Here is a 15,292-nt window from a genome sequence, read left to right as displayed (position 1 = left end):
ACAAATCTCATAGAAAATGAAACTATTATTCTAGTAAAAGTTTTAAAATTGCTTTTTGAGCATGCAGACGGTTCTCAGCTTCATCAAAAACGACTGAATGTGGACCATCAATGACCTCTGCTGTTACTTCTTCGCCTCGATGGGCTGGCAAACAATGCAAAAAGATAAAATCCTCCTTCGCTAATTTGCACAGTTCTTCATTTACTTGGAAACCTTGGAATGCCTTCAATCTCTTTTCGCTTTCTTCTTCCTGCCCCATACTGGTCCAGACATCTGTTACAATGATATCTGCGCCATTAACCGCTTCTTGCGGATCATTCGTAATCATCAGTGAACATCCAGTTTGTTTTCCAACTTTGATGGCATTTTCGGTTATTTTACCATTTGGCAAATATCCTGGTGGACTAGCAATGCTAATATCCATTCCCACTTTCATAGCGCCCTCCATTAATGAATGCGCCATATTATTATTCCCATCACCGATATAGCATAGCTTTAATCCAGCCAATTTTCCTTTATGTTCTAATATTGTTAATAAATCTGCCAACACTTGAGTTGGGTGCTGAAGGTCGGTTAAGCCATTAATTACCGGTACTGTTGCTTGTTCAGCTAATTCCTCTACTGAATCATGTGAAAAAGTTCGAATCATTAATCCATCCACATAGCGGGACAATACTTTTGCGGTATCTGAAATACTTTCTCCTCTTCCTAATTGGATATCCTTTGAACTTAGGAATATCGCATGTCCTCCGAGCTGCAGCATCCCTACTTCAAATGATACCCTTGTACGGGTTGAGGATTTTTCAAAAATCATTCCTAAAACCTTTCCGGCTAAATACGGATGAGATTTGCCTTGTTTTTGGAGTTTCTTCATCTCTATTGCTTCGTTTAGAAGATAGAGGATTTGGTCTGTACTGAAATCAGAAAGCTGCAGGAAGTCTTTTCCTTTTAGTTTCTGCACGGATTTATTACTAATTTCAAATAATTTGATGGCCTCACCCATGAACGGCACCTCTTTCTTCCAACTTGTAATATTCATTCACAGATCGTACCCCAAAATCGGAACGCGCCTCTTTTTCAAGGCCAAGGATCGCTTCAATGGTATCTAAGTGTGTAAATACAGGTACTTTGTAGCGAACAGCATGCTCACGAATCTGGAACCCAAATTTAATTTTATTCCGACCTTGATTCGGTATATTAATAACAGCCTTCATAGACTGGTTTCGGAAAAGTTCAATGACCTCATCATCGTCCTTAATTACTTTTTCAACCTGAATGCCGTAATGTTGAAAATAGGCTGCTGTCCCTTCTGTTGCAGCAATCTTGTATTGTTTTTTTACAAATTCTCGCATGATTGGAAGAGATGCTTGCTTATCTCGATCGGCGATGGAACAAAAAAGATAATTTTCCTCTGATTGACCACCTAGAGATGGAATTGACTTTTCAAGAGCTTCTTGATAGGTGATTCCCATACCAAGTGCTTCACCTGTAGATTTCATCTCAGGTCCGAGCACATGGTCGACACCTTTAAGTTTACTTGAAGAAAATACCGGTGACTTCACTGAAAAATAATCGGGTTCATCCATTAGTCCCTTTGTTGAACATAGGTCAGTGAGCGTTTCTCCTAACTGCACTCGAGTCGCCCATTCAATCATCGGTATGCCCGTAACCTTACTCATGATAGGCACAGTTCTTGATGAACGAGGATTGACTTCAAGTACATTCACCTGGTCTTGATAGATCACAAATTGAATGTTCATGATTCCAATCACTGGTGCCGAGTTAGCGATCTTCTCGGCGTAATCAATTAATGTTTCTTTCACTTTTTCTGACAGTGAAACCGGTGGGAACACTGAGATACTATCCCCAGAATGAACTCCTGCTTTTTCAATATGTTCAAAAATTCCCGGTACGACAATATTTTCCCCGTCACAAATGGCATCAATCTCGCATTCAAGTCCAGGTAAATATTTGTCTACTAATAAAGGCCACATCGTAGCTTGTGAATTTTTCTCGAGCTGCGTAATATATTGATTCAATTCCGTTTCAGAAAAAATCGTAAACATGGATTGACCGCCAATAACATAGGATGGTCTCACTAAAACTGGATAGCCTAACCCAGCTGCTGCTTTTTTCAGTTCCTCGGGGTGTGTCGCGGTTTGCCCTTCAATATGTGGAATATTTAAATCTTCTAGAAGTTGATAGAATTCTTTTCGATCTTCTAGTCGATCGACATTCTCCACGGTCGTGCCCAAGATTTTTACACCCTCTTCTTCTAATGCATGAGCTATATTAATTGCCGTTTGTCCGCCAAACTGGATCAATACGCCTTCGACCTTTTCTTTTTCTATGACATGAAGTACATCTTCTGCAGCGAGTGGTTCAAAATAGAGACGATCCGCAACAGAATAATCGGTACTAACGGTCTCAGGGTTATTATTAATAACGACAGCCTCGTAGCCCTTTTTCTTAATCGCTTTTGCAGCGTGGACAGAGCAGTAATCAAATTCAATTCCTTGGCCAATCCGAATCGGACCTGAGCCAATGACAAGAATCTTTTTCTTACTGCTAACCTCAACCTCGTCAAACCCGTGCCAGGTAGAGTAATAGTAAGGTGTGACCGCGTCAAATTCTGCTGAACATGTATCAACCATCTTATAGCCTGGTTTCCAATTGAGTTCTTTCCACTTAGCTCTTACTTCTTTTTCAGGAATTTCATATATTTGCGCTAGAAATTTATCAGCGATATTATTTCTTTTTGCATCTTTAAGCAAGGAAACCGGTACATCGCTCCATTTATAGGACGCTAATTCCATTTCTAATGTAACGATTGAACTAATTTTGTGCAAAAACCATGGATCAATCTCGGTTAATTGTTGAACTTTATCAAGGCCGATTCCTCTTCTAAATGATTCCGCAATGATGAACAACCGTTGGTCATTGGCCTGTTTAAGAAGTTCAAGCAAGGTCTTTTCTTCTACAAATTTATTTCCCTGGAGGCAGAGCCCATAAACATTCATTTCCATGGAACGAATGGCTTTGTTTAGTGCTCCTTCGAAGGTCCGATCAATCGCCATTACTTCTCCAGTAGCCTTCATTTGCGTTCCTAAGGTACGATCTGCTTCAGGAAATTTGTCAAAGGGAAAGCGAGGCAGTTTCACCACAATATAATCAATCGCCGGCTCAAATGATGCAAACGTATTACCTGTTATTGGATTCACAATCTCATCCAAATGATACCCAATCGCACATTTCGCTGCCATCCGAGCAATTGGATAGCCAGTTGCTTTAGAAGCGAGCGCCGAAGAACGGCTTACCCTTGGATTTACTTCGATAATGTAATACTGATTAGATGTTGGATGAAGTGCAAACTGGATGTTACAGCCTCCGATAATCTTTAATTCTTTAATTACTTTAATGGAAGAATCACGAAGCATTTGATACTGAACATCTGTTAAGGTTTGCGATGGAGCGACGACAATTGAATCACCCGTATGAACACCAACTGGGTCCATATTTTCCATATTACAAACAATGATGCACGTATCATTTGCATCTCTCATAACCTCATATTCAATTTCTTTCCAGCCTTTAATACTTCTTTCTACTAATACTTGATGAATAGGACTTGCCGCTAAGCCTTTTTTTAACACCGTTTCAAATTCTTCTACATTATAAGCAAAACCGCCGCCATCCCCTCCAAGCGTATAGGCAGGGCGAATAATGACTGGAAATCCAATTTCTTTAACGAAGGATACCCCTTCCTCAAAGCTGTGAATAATAGCAGACTCAGGAATGGGTTCTCCAATTTTAAGCATCAAACTGCGGAACTTTTCTCTATCCTCACCATTTTTAATCGATTCGACAGATGTTCCTAATAATTCCACGTTGTATTTCTCTAAAATATTTTGTTCAAAAAGTTCCACCGTTAAATTCAAACCGGTTTGGCCGCCAAGCGTGCCAATAATCCCATCCGGTTTTTCTTTCTGGATGATTTTTTCTATGGTTTCAACATTAAGTGGTTCAATATATACCTTGTCGGCAACGGCTTCATCCGTCATGATGGTGGCCGGATTATTATTAATTAAAACAACTTCAATTCCTTCTTCTTTCAAGGCTATACATGCCTGTGTGCCAGCATAGTCAAATTCTGCTGCCTGCCCAATGACAATGGGACCTGATCCAATCACTAGTACTTTTTTTAAGGTTTTATTTAATGGCATACACTGTCTCTCCCATTGATGCTATCTGACTTACGAAATTTTTTAAGATATATTCTGTATCGCTTGGCCCTGGATGAGCTTCCGGATGGAATTGTACGGTTTGAATTGGAAAGTTTTTATGCTTTAACCCTTCAATCGAACGATCATTTACATTTCGGTAAGTGACATCAAACACGTTGTTGTCGATGCTCTCATCTACAACAACATAGCCATGGTTTTGTGCGGTGATTTTGACTTTTCCAGTTAATAATTCCTTTACCGGATGGTTGCCGCCGCGATGTCCATACGCTAATTTTGTTGTTTTCGCTCCATATGCTAATGCGATTAATTGATGCCCCAGACAAATTCCCAGCGAAGGATAGTTTTGGCTGATCTTTTTTATTTCTGGGAACCATTTTTTCAATTCCATCGGGTCCCCAGGGCCGTTACTGAACAGGACACCATCTGGATTCAAGGCTTTGATTTTTTCAAAAGGTGTATTATATGGAACAATGGTAACGGCGCAATCCTCATCTAGCAGGGCGTTGAGAATCGATTTTTTATATCCAAAATCCATTAGCACCACATGTGGTCCGTTGTTTCTAAAAGATTGGATTTTTTTTGTTGATACTTTCTCTACCCAAAATGATCCGATTTCCGTTTCTAAAGGTTCGTTATGTTTTGTCTTGCTTAAATAGCCCTTTACTGTCCCGCGGCTTCGAATGGTCTTTACTAAAAGTCGAGTATCTATTCCCGCAATCCCAGGAACTCCTGCCTGCTTTAGTTTTTCAGAAAATTTATTGATGGATTGATAATGGCTGGGTGTTTCACATAAATCACCAATGATGACCCCTGATAAAGCTGGTGTGATACTTTCATTATCGATTGAATTAATCCCATAATTTCCGATAATTGGATAGCAAAACGTAATGATTTGGCCAGCGTACGATGGATCAGTGATAATCTCTTGATACCCGGTCATGCTAGTATTAAAAACTACTTCCCCGAGAGAATCTTTTTCTGCTCCAATTAGGACGCCTTCAAAGACTTCGCCCGTTTCCAAAGTAAGGTATCCATTCTGCAAAATACTCACTCGCCTTTCTCAATACTTTGGAAAGTTTTTTCCAATGCTTTAATAAATTCATTTATTTCGTCAGCTGTTACAGTTAACGGAGGTAAAATCCTCACAACATTTGGACCTGCCGTTAAGATAAGAAGATTATTGGCGATAGCTTTTTGAACAATTTCTAATGCATTCGTTTCAACAACGATTCCTTTTAAGAGTCCGAGTCCGCGGATATCTTTTATAAATGAATACTTTTCCTTCAGGACTTGCAGTTTTTTATCTAAGTACAATGCCATTTCATTGGCATGTGGTAATATGTTCGTGTCATTTATATGTGTAACGGTTGCGACTCCAGCCGCTGTAGCTAATGGGTTTCCTCCAAAAGTACTGCCGTGGCTGCCTGGGTCAAAACCTTTGGCTGCTTCTTCTTTTGCGATAATCGCACCAATCGGAAAACCTGAACCAAGACCTTTGGCAATGCTAATGACATCGGGCTCAATCGCGAACTGTTCATATGCAAAAAGGGTTCCTGTCCTGCCAATCCCTGTTTGGATTTCGTCAACCATCAGGAGAATGTCTCTTTCATTACAAATTTTTGCTACCTTTTTTACCCAGTCTTGATTTGCCGGAATGACGCCACCTTCGCCTTGAACGAGTTCAAGGAGGACTGCGGCAGGCTCAATAGTATAGAGCAGTTCAAGAGCTTCTTCATCATTAAAGGGCAGATAACTAAACCCGGAAACTAATGGAAAAAATCCTTGCTGGATTTTTTCTTGTCCTGTAGCTGATAGGGTTGCTAATGTTCTTCCATGAAAGGATTGTTGAAAGGTGACAATTTCAGGTGCTTCTTTGCCCTTTACTTTGTTAGCATATCTTCTGGCTAACTTAATCGCTGCCTCATTGGCTTCCGCTCCGCTATTACAAAAGAATACTTGATCTCCACAGCTATTAGCTGTAAGAAGTGCCGCTAACTGCTGTTGATTTGGTATATTATAAAGGTTTGAACAGTGCCACAGATTCTGTAATTGCTCTTCTAGTTTTTCTTTTACGACATCCGGAACATGCCCTAGGTTACAGGTCGCTATACCGGAAGTGAAATCTAGATATTGTGTTCCCTGTTCATCCCACACGTAGCTACCCTTCCCTTTAACAACTGTGACAGGAAAGCGGCTGTATGTTGCCATCACTGGCGAGGTTAGTGAGATGGAATTATTGATTGACATTACGCGATCCCCTCTTCTAAGACAATTTTAGTTCCGGTCAATTTACCATTCGTATAATCTATTAAGCTGCTTTTTTCAGACCCATTAATGATACTTACTTCGGGTATTTTATGGACAAGACCGTCAATAGCGGCTTTTACTTTAGGAATCATTCCCCCATAAATAGTCTTATTTTTTATCAGTTCCTCGATTGTCGCCTTTGAGACTTTATCAAGTTTTGTCTTGGCACCATTTTTTTCAACTAAGATTCCAGGTATATCACTAATGAAGCAAAGATTCGCACCCAATGCTTTGGCAATCGCTGATGCGGCTATATCACCATTAATGTTATATCGCTGCCCGCCTGCATCGATCCCGACTGGAGAAATTACTGGAACATTTCCTTGGGAAATGATTCCCTCGATAACTTCGTGGTTGACACCAATTACTTCACCAACGAAGCCTAATGTATCCGCATTTTGGGTTGGTTCAGCTTGTAATAGGCACCCATCTACCCCACTTACCCCAATAGCCTTTCCCCCAACTTCGATAATGTTACGGACAACTTGTTTGTTGACGGAACCGCTTAATACCATTTCTACTATATCTAATACTTCGTGATTGGTTACTCTAAGACCATTCACAAAGGTGGTTTCAACGTTTAGATTTTTTAATAATGATGTGATCAGCGGGCCTCCTCCATGAACGATGATTGGAGTCCATTCGCCTGATTCATGAAGTGAAACAATATCTTCATAAAAGGATCTTGGGAGATTATCTAACACACTTCCGCCGCACTTAATGACTATATATTTCAATTTCTCGTCCTCCCTTACGTGCGGTAGGATGCGTTGATTTTCACATAATCATAAGTTAAGTCGCATCCATAGGCTGTAGCGCTATATTCACCTTGGTTTAATTCAACACTCAATTGAACATTTTCCGATTCTAAGTATTCCTTTACTTCTTCTTCTATAAAGTTACTTGGCAGACCATTCTCAAATACTGTGAAAGGTCCAATAGCTACCTTAATTGCATTAGGTTCAACAGGTACACCGCTATAACCGATAGCAGTAACAATTCGCCCCCAGTTCGGATCCGTTCCATAAATTGCTGTTTTAACTAGGTTGGAAGAAATTATTGCTTTGCCGACTGCACTTGCTGCATTTTGACTGTAGGCGCCATTAACTTGAACTTCTACTAGTTTTGTAGCTCCTTCACCGTCTCTTGCAATTTTTTTAGCAAGTGATTCACAAACGATTTTTAACCCTTGTTTGAACATTTGCCATTCTGGGTGGTCTTTTGTTAGTTGATTATTCTCCGCTAAACCATTTGCCATAACGAGAACCATGTCATTTGTACTTGTATCGCCATCCACTGTTATCATATTAAACGTTTGATTCGTTACCTCTCGAAGTGCTCCAAGCAGATCACTATGTGCAATATTTGCATCTGTTGTTACAAATCCTAGCATTGTCGCCATGTTCGGGTGAATCATTCCTGATCCTTTTGATGCTCCGCCAATGGAAACAGTCTTTCCATCGATCGTCATTTGCACTGCTGTATGTTTGACACAGGTATCAGTTGTAAGGATCGCCTTTTTAAAATTATTTTCATCTTGATTTTCTTTATTTAGGATTTGTTTTATCCCTGTTAGCACTTTATCCATCGGTAAAAGTTCTCCGATGACGCCGGTTGAAGTAACCGCAACAAGATGTTCTTCAAATCCCAGTTCGTTTGCAAAACTCTTTTGCATGGCGAATGCATCGAGTAATCCCTGTTCCCCTGTGCATGCATTGGCATTGCCAGAATTCACGATAATTGCTTGAATCTTGTTTTCTTTTGCAATACTTTCTTGTGTAACTAATAATGGTGCTGCTTGGAAGATGTTAGTTGTATAGACTCCTGCAGCTGTAGCAGGAACTTCTGAAACGATATATCCCAGATCAAGTCGTTTTCTTTTAATACCACAATGCAATCCGCCCGCTTTGTAACCCTTCGGCAAGGTAACACTACCTTCTTCTATAATAACGATCTCATTCGTAGATGTAGCCTGTGTCATTTTCATTTCCCCCTTTGGTTCCTCTTCGTTCATTTATAAAACAAGGTAGTTTTTAATTATCTATGGAAACATTGGAATGTCAGTGAGCCCTGTTCGCTCATCCCAGCCATTCATCAAATTCACATTTTGGATGGCCTGCCCGGCAGCACCTTTAACTAAATTATCAATTACGGAAATAATCGTCAGACGGTTTGTACGTTCGTCAACATGCAGCCCAATATCACAATAATTACTTCCAGTGACCTCTTTTGTTGAAGGTATATTCCCTTCCGGCCGTATTCTTATAAATTGAGATACTTGATAAAATTGTTTATAAAAATCTATTACTTTTTTTGTGGAAATTACTTCTTTAAGATTCACATACATCGTGCACATGATTCCTCTTGTCATTGGGACAAGATGGGTAGTAAATGTAATCGTGACTGGACTTCCACTCTCATCTGAAAGTACTTGCTCAATTTCAGGAATATGTTGATGTTTTCCTAGTTTATAAGCTTTAAAATTTTCATTGATTTCAGAGTAATGGGCTGTTAAGGAAAGACCTCTGCCAGCACCAGAAACTCCAGATTTTGCATCAATGACAATCGATTTTTCATCGGCTAATTTGGATGTAAGGATTGGTAAAATTCCCAGACTGGATGCGGTTGGATAACATCCAGGATTGGCTATCAAATTGGCCGTCTTTATTTGGTCAGGATATATTTCACTTAAACCATAGATTGCTTGATTTAGATATTTCTCTTCAGCAGGTGAGTGTTTATACCAAGTTTCGTATTCTACCGCAGACCTTAGCCGGAAATCTCCTGATAAATCAATACACTTAATTCCCCTATCAACTAGTTGTGGCACAAGTTTGCTACTCACACCTGACGGGGTTGCAAAAAATACAATTTCATTCTTTTCAGACAATCTATCAACATCAAATGTTTCCAGCGGTTGCTCCACCATTTCAGTGAGATGTGGATAAATTCCGCTAAAGTTAGACCCTGATTGTGAGTTTGAAACAACTGAACCAATCTCCAAATAAGGGTGCTTATTGATTAACCTCACTAACTCAATTGATCCATAACCAGTACCACCGATAATTGCAGCCTTCAATTTACCCAACTCCTAAGTTGCTTTCATAATGAATTATTATACATTCCTTTATATAATTATTCAATTAAAAAATAGCTTAATTTTCTGTTTTTTATTGAAAATAATCACTCCTTGTTTTGAAAACGCTTACATTGAACTTTGTAAGATTATACATTTTTTATGCATAGATATGTATATAAAAAAGACAGTAAATTATGTAATGCTCACTGTCCTTCTATTGCTATAATTACATCATTTATTTAAAAGGCTCTGTTAAACTTGCCTGTTGATTGGAGCGAAAGAAGCTTCGCTTTCCGCGGGCGGTCCGGGGAGCCTCCTCGTCACTGCGCTCCTGCGGGGTCTCCCCTGCCCCGTACTCCCGCAGGAGTCTCGCGCCTGGAACGTAGATCAACAGGGTGCCAAAATCAACAATAAGTTTTAACATAGCCATCAAAAAAAGAAAAAGCACTCGGTTGAGTGCCTTTCAAATGTTTATAAACCCGCATGTAACAGATTTAATACGTTTCTTAATTCCTTAACTGCCACCTGTCCGGGTGCAGAGGCCTTTTTTGCTGCTCCAAAAGTAAGAGCTGACCCAAATACCTCACCTGCCAAACGACTAATGACTCCTTTACCTGCCATAGACATGGTAATGAAAGGTCGGTCAGCATACAGTTCATTCATTGTATTTGTTGCATCTAAGAGGGTGAGCACATCGGCAGTGCTAGTTGGCATCACAGCAATTTTCGGTACATCGCCCCCTAATTCTTGCGCTTTCCTTAACCGGGAGATTATTACTTCTTTAGCCGGCGTCTTATGAAAGTCATGGTTAGAAATAATAACAAAGACTTTTTTGGCATGAGCATCCTCAATTAATTCTTTTATTTCTTTTTCATCATTGAATAGTTCAATATCAACGATATCTATTAAGCCGGTTTCTGAGATCGTCTTGTTTAATTCAAAATAGAAAGCAGTAGAAATTTCCTTATTACCGCCTTCTTTATGACTACGAAAGGTAAAAATAAGTGGTGTGTTCGGCAGGATCGAGCGAATCTCAACAAGAGCAATTTTTACTTGCTCAATATCTTCTACTTGGTCAAAAAAGTCGACACGCCACTCGACGACATCTAAGTCGATATTTTTAAGAAATTCAGCTTCCTCCTTTAATTGTGCTATCGATTCTCCAACCAAAGGGACACAGATTTTTGGGATTCCTTCCCCAATGGTAAGGCCTCTAACAGTAACAGTTTTAGGCATTTTCCCCACTCCTTTTTAATACTTGGATCTGTTAAACTTGCCTGTTGATTAGAGCGAAAGAAGCTTCGCTCCAATCAACAAACTAAAGTATTGGTTTATTCCCCATAAGTCATTAATTCTTTTACAATTAGGTCCGCAATTTCCTCCGCATTTTTGTGATCCGTGGAAATCTTTAAATGATGGTTTCTATATATAGCTTGTCTTTTATAAAACAGTTCTTCCATTTCTTCCATTGATTTGCCTTGTAATACGGGGCGGCTGTCAATAATCAACCCTAATCGATCCTTCCAAGCTTCCAATGAGAGTTCAAGGAAAATAACAATACAAGATGCTAAACAGCTCTCTCTAATCTCATTTTGAAGGAATGCTCCGCCACCAAGAGAAATAATCTTTTGCTTCTGTACTGCTAGACTTGCAATTAAACTTTTTTCTCTATCTCTAAATTCTTTCTCACCAAATTCAGTAAAAATTTGCGACACGGGCATGTTATACTCTTTTTCGATTCTATCATCAATATCAATAAATTCACGATTGAGTTTTTCAGCAACCTTCTTACCAACAGTAGTCTTTCCTGCACCCATAAACCCAATAAAAACAATACTCTTATCTCTATTTGTCAAAATACCCCAGACCTCCAATTGGATTATTCAAATGATTAAGCATAATTATAATGCTATTTTTAGATTTTAGAAAATTTTTAGGGAAATTTATTGGTGCCTGACACCAAAAGAAAGAGACCCACACAGGAGTCTCTACGTTTATTGTTTCATTTTCGGGTCAAGGATATCCCTTAGTCCATCGCCCATTAAGTTAAATCCAAGGACGGTCAGCATAATTGCTACTCCAGGGAAGAATAATGTCCATGGTGCCTGTGTTATATAGTTTTTAGAGTCAGCCAGCATTTTCCCCCACTCAGGTGTTGGTGCTTGTGCCCCCATTCCAAGAAAACCAAGGGCTGCAGCCTCAATAATTGCCGTAGCAATCGCTAATGTGGCTTGGACGATTACTGGTGAAATGCTATTCGGTAGGATGTGGCGAAGGAGTATTCTCGTATCTTTCATCCCGACCGCACGGGCCGCCATAATATATTCTTCTTGTTTTACACTTAATACCTTGGAGCGAACAAGTCGTCCAAAATTCGGGATGTTAATCACCGCAATCGCAATTAGCGCATTTTGCAATGATGGTCCCAAAATTGAAACAACTGCAATCGCCAAGAGAATACTAGGGAAGGCTAGCATAATATCAAAAATACGAGAGATAACAGCATCTACCCAGCGTCCATAGTATCCAGCTACAATGCCAAGGAATGTCCCTGCCACAACTGAACCTAAGACTGAGAAAAAGCCTACCCACAATGATATTCTTGCCCCGTAAACAATCCGAGAAAAAATATCGCGTCCAAAGTCATCTGTCCCAAACCAATGTTCACTTGAAGGCGGGAGCATTCGATCGGTTAAGACTTGATCTTTATAGCTATATGGTGCAATAACTGGGGCAATCACAGCAATAATAATAAAAAAGACTACGATTCCTAAGCCTGCCAGTGCTAATCGATTTTTATAGAAAGATTGCCAGGCTTCCTTCCATGGAGGTGTCAGCTTTTCTTCAGCAATTACCGCTTTTATATTTGCCGGATTTTTTGCAAGTTCTGCCACGTTAAGTTCCCTCCTCTATTTCGTATATTTAATCCGCGGATCAACAAAAACATATAATAAGTCTACGATTAAATTAATAAGAACAAAAATTGCCGCAATAATTAATATCCCTGACTGAATAACTGGATAATCACGGTAACCGATGGCATCATATAGATATCTCCCGATTCCTGGCCAGCCAAAAATGGTTTCAGTTAAAATGGCTCCTCCCAGTAAAAGACCCGTCTGCAAGCCGATAATAGTTAGAACTGGGATAACAGCATTTTTTAAGGAATGTTTATACACTACCCAGAACATGCTCAGTCCTTTTGCTCTAGCTGTACGGACATAATCCGATTTCATCACCTCGAGCATCGTTGCCCGAGTCATTCTAGCAATAATCGCCATTGGAATGGTAGCAAGCGCAATGCTCGGTAACACCAAATGTTTTAGGACTGTAATAAACTGATCAGGTCTTCCTTGTAATAGGGTATCGATTAAATAAAAATGAGTAATCGCTGCAACGGGGTCTCGTACATTCTCTCTTCCGGTTGTCGGAAGCCAGCCTAATTCAATGGAGAATACCCATTGCTCCATTAAACCAAGCCAAAAAATTGGCAGTGATACACCAATAAGGGCAAGGACCATCGCAACATAATCAAACCACGATTTCGAGAACCAGGCACTAACTATACCTGCATTAACCCCAACAATGATGGCAATAAGCATTGCTACGATAGTTAGTTCCGCTGTTGCTGCTAAGTAAGGCCATATTTCTTCATTAATTGGGCCCCTTGTCCGGAGTGAAACACCTAAATCCCCATGAATCAGGGCATTAATATAATCTACGTATTGTATGTACCAAGGCCTGTCCAATCCTAATTCCTTCGTTAACGTGGCAATGGATTCTGCCGTTGCTCTCTGCCCAAGAATCACCTGCGCGGGATTTCCAGGAATCGCATGGATAATAGCAAAAACAACGAGCGTCATCCCAATTAATACAGGTATTAATGAAAATACACGGCGGACTGTATAAGTTAACAATTTATATTCACCTCACTGTTAAGCATAAACGCCTGGCTAGGCGCTACAACTTGACAATTTTTTTACCAAAAAGAGACTGCGTTTCGTTAACAAAAGGGGAGGCAAAGCTTCCTCCCCTTTCTGCCATTATTATTTAAATTCAACTTTTGTCAGCGCTTCTGATCCAGTTGGGTGTGGTAAGTAATTTGCCACATCTTTCCCTGCTGCTAACAGCGGTGTAGAGTGAACAAGTGGAACCCATGGAGCATCATCATGGATGATTACTTGTGCTTCTTCGTATAGTGCATTACGCTTCGCTTGATCAATTTCTGTTTGTGCTTTAATTAAGACGTCATGTAATTTGTCATTGCTATATTGGGAATAGTTATTACTTCCAATGCTGTCTTTATCAAGCAATGTGTATAAGAAGTTATCAGGGTCACCATTGTCACCTGTCCAGCCAAGCATGAACATATCAAATTCACCTTTTGCAGCTTTATCTAAGTAAGTAGCCCAGTCCACAGATTGGATTTTGGCTTTGACATTGATTTTGCTTAAGCTCTCTTGGATAACTTCTGCAACTTTTTGTGCTTCTGGCATGTATGGGCGTGCAACAGGCATTGCCCATAAATCGATTTCAAATCCTTTTTCGTATCCAGCCTCTTTCAACAAAGCCTTTGCTTTCTCTAAATCATAAGGGTACGGCTCAATTGACTTATTATAGCCTTCAATGGAAGGTGGCATTGGATTGACAGCAGCAAGGGCTTTCCCACCATAAAACGCATCAATGATTGATTTTTTATCAACTGCGTAGTTAATTGCTTGACGAACAAGTTTATTATCAAATGGTTTACGTGTAGTTGTTAAACCAATATAACCAACGTTCATTGATGGACGTTCAATCACTTGGAGGTTAGCATTTGCTTTAACAGTAGCCTCATCTGAATTATTTAGTCCATCCATCACGTCAATCTCACCATTGGCAAGAGCGTTAAGACGTGCAGTATTTTCAGGTATTACACGGAAAATAACTTTGTTTAACTTAGGCAAACCCTTTTGCCAATAGTCAGGGTTCTTTTCAAGCGTAATAGTATCATTTTCTTTCCACTCAACGAATTTAAATGGACCTGTTCCAACCGGATTTTGTCTAAACTTGTCACCATATTTTTTAACAGCCGTAGGGCTGGCAATTCCAAACGGAGACATTGCTAGGTTCTTTAAGAATGGAGCTTGTGGACGTTTTAAGACAAATTGAACGGTATTTGCATCAACGGCTTTTACTTCTTTGATAACGTGACCTTCATCCTTTTTATATCCACCAAACATGGTGTAATATGGGAAGCTATCGGAATTACCATTCATCCAGCGATCAAAGTTAAAAACAACCGCTTCTGCATTAAAATCTGTACCATCATGGAACTTAACTCCTTGACGAAGTTTGAATGTGTAAGTTAAGCCATCTGGTGAAACTTCCCATGATTCAGCTAGACCCGGGTTGATAGTGGTATCTTGATCACCATATTGGATCAATGTTTCATAGATGTTTTCTGTTACTTTGAATGCTTCACCTTCAGTTGTAGTGATAGGATCTAGTGATGTAGAATCTCCTCCACGTCCATAAACTAGTGTATCCTTTTTCGATCCACCACTGGCAGGATCCTTTTTGCCTCCTGCTTCATTCGTTTTGCTGTTACAGCCAACTAATAACATACTGATGGCTAATAGAGAGATCAACAGCAGTTTAAAAGACCTCTTCTTCATAAGAT

12 protein-coding genes are annotated in these 15,292 nt (G+C 39.8%); all 12 read right to left on the bottom strand.

The window, feature by feature from the left end:
* Positions 1-25: 25 nt before the first annotated feature.
* The 12 genes from argF to KW850_RS14150 all read right to left on the bottom strand — a co-directional run bounded on the left by argF (position 26) and on the right by KW850_RS14150 (position 15,287).
* A complete protein-coding gene (gene argF / locus KW850_RS14205; protein ID WP_218348271.1) occupies positions 26-1,003 on the bottom strand; it encodes an ornithine carbamoyltransferase in 978 nt (325 codons plus the stop codon).
* Positions 996-4,223, bottom strand: coding sequence for a carbamoyl-phosphate synthase (glutamine-hydrolyzing) large subunit (gene carB / locus KW850_RS14200; protein ID WP_218348228.1), 3,228 nt, complete (start codon positions 4,221-4,223; stop codon positions 996-998). The genes argF and carB overlap by 8 nt, the downstream gene beginning before the upstream one ends.
* Entirely contained in the window at positions 4,210-5,286 is a 1,077-nt protein-coding gene (locus KW850_RS14195) for a carbamoyl phosphate synthase small subunit (RefSeq protein WP_218348270.1), read from the bottom strand. Before KW850_RS14195 ends, carB begins: the two co-directional genes overlap by 14 nt.
* A 5-nt stretch (positions 5,287-5,291) precedes the next feature.
* Positions 5,292-6,491 (bottom strand): acetylornithine transaminase, encoded by a 1,200-nt coding sequence (locus KW850_RS14190; protein WP_218348227.1) that lies wholly within the window; start codon positions 6,489-6,491, stop codon positions 5,292-5,294.
* Complete coding sequence (gene argB, locus KW850_RS14185) at positions 6,491-7,288, bottom strand: acetylglutamate kinase (RefSeq protein WP_218348226.1); 798 nt, start codon at positions 7,286-7,288, stop codon at positions 6,491-6,493. Before argB ends, KW850_RS14190 begins: the two co-directional genes overlap by 1 nt.
* A gap of 14 nt (positions 7,289-7,302) precedes the next feature.
* Positions 7,303-8,532, bottom strand: coding sequence for a bifunctional ornithine acetyltransferase/N-acetylglutamate synthase (gene argJ / locus KW850_RS14180; RefSeq protein ID WP_218348225.1), 1,230 nt, complete (start codon positions 8,530-8,532; stop codon positions 7,303-7,305).
* A gap of 60 nt (positions 8,533-8,592) precedes the next feature.
* The gene (gene argC / locus KW850_RS14175) at positions 8,593-9,630 is read right to left on the bottom strand and encodes an N-acetyl-gamma-glutamyl-phosphate reductase (protein ID WP_218348224.1); all 1,038 of its coding nucleotides are present in this window, start codon (positions 9,628-9,630) and stop codon (positions 8,593-8,595) included.
* A 471-nt stretch (positions 9,631-10,101) separates the two neighbouring features.
* A complete protein-coding gene (aroD, locus tag KW850_RS14170) occupies positions 10,102-10,866 on the bottom strand; it encodes a type I 3-dehydroquinate dehydratase (RefSeq protein WP_218348223.1) in 765 nt (254 codons plus the stop codon).
* 95 nt (positions 10,867-10,961) lie between these two features.
* Complete coding sequence (locus KW850_RS14165; RefSeq protein ID WP_218348269.1) at positions 10,962-11,447, bottom strand: shikimate kinase; 486 nt, start codon at positions 11,445-11,447, stop codon at positions 10,962-10,964.
* Between the two features lie 177 nt (positions 11,448-11,624).
* Positions 11,625-12,524, bottom strand: a complete 900-nt coding sequence (gene nikC / locus KW850_RS14160) for a nickel transporter permease (RefSeq protein ID WP_218348222.1) — start codon at positions 12,522-12,524, stop codon at positions 11,625-11,627.
* A gap of 15 nt (positions 12,525-12,539) precedes the next feature.
* Positions 12,540-13,547: an ABC transporter permease gene (locus tag KW850_RS14155; RefSeq protein ID WP_218348221.1), complete on the bottom strand. Its 1,008-nt coding sequence runs from the start codon at positions 13,545-13,547 to the stop codon at positions 12,540-12,542.
* Positions 13,548-13,676: 129 nt separating this feature from the next.
* The gene (locus KW850_RS14150; protein WP_218348220.1) at positions 13,677-15,287 is read right to left on the bottom strand and encodes an ABC transporter substrate-binding protein; all 1,611 of its coding nucleotides are present in this window, start codon (positions 15,285-15,287) and stop codon (positions 13,677-13,679) included.
* Between the last annotated feature and the right edge of the window lie 5 nt (positions 15,288-15,292).

The organism is Bacillus sp. sid0103, assembly GCF_019219025.1.
The sequence above is the reverse complement of the archived record's forward strand: the minus strand, read 5'-3'. Positions and strand labels throughout refer to the sequence as shown.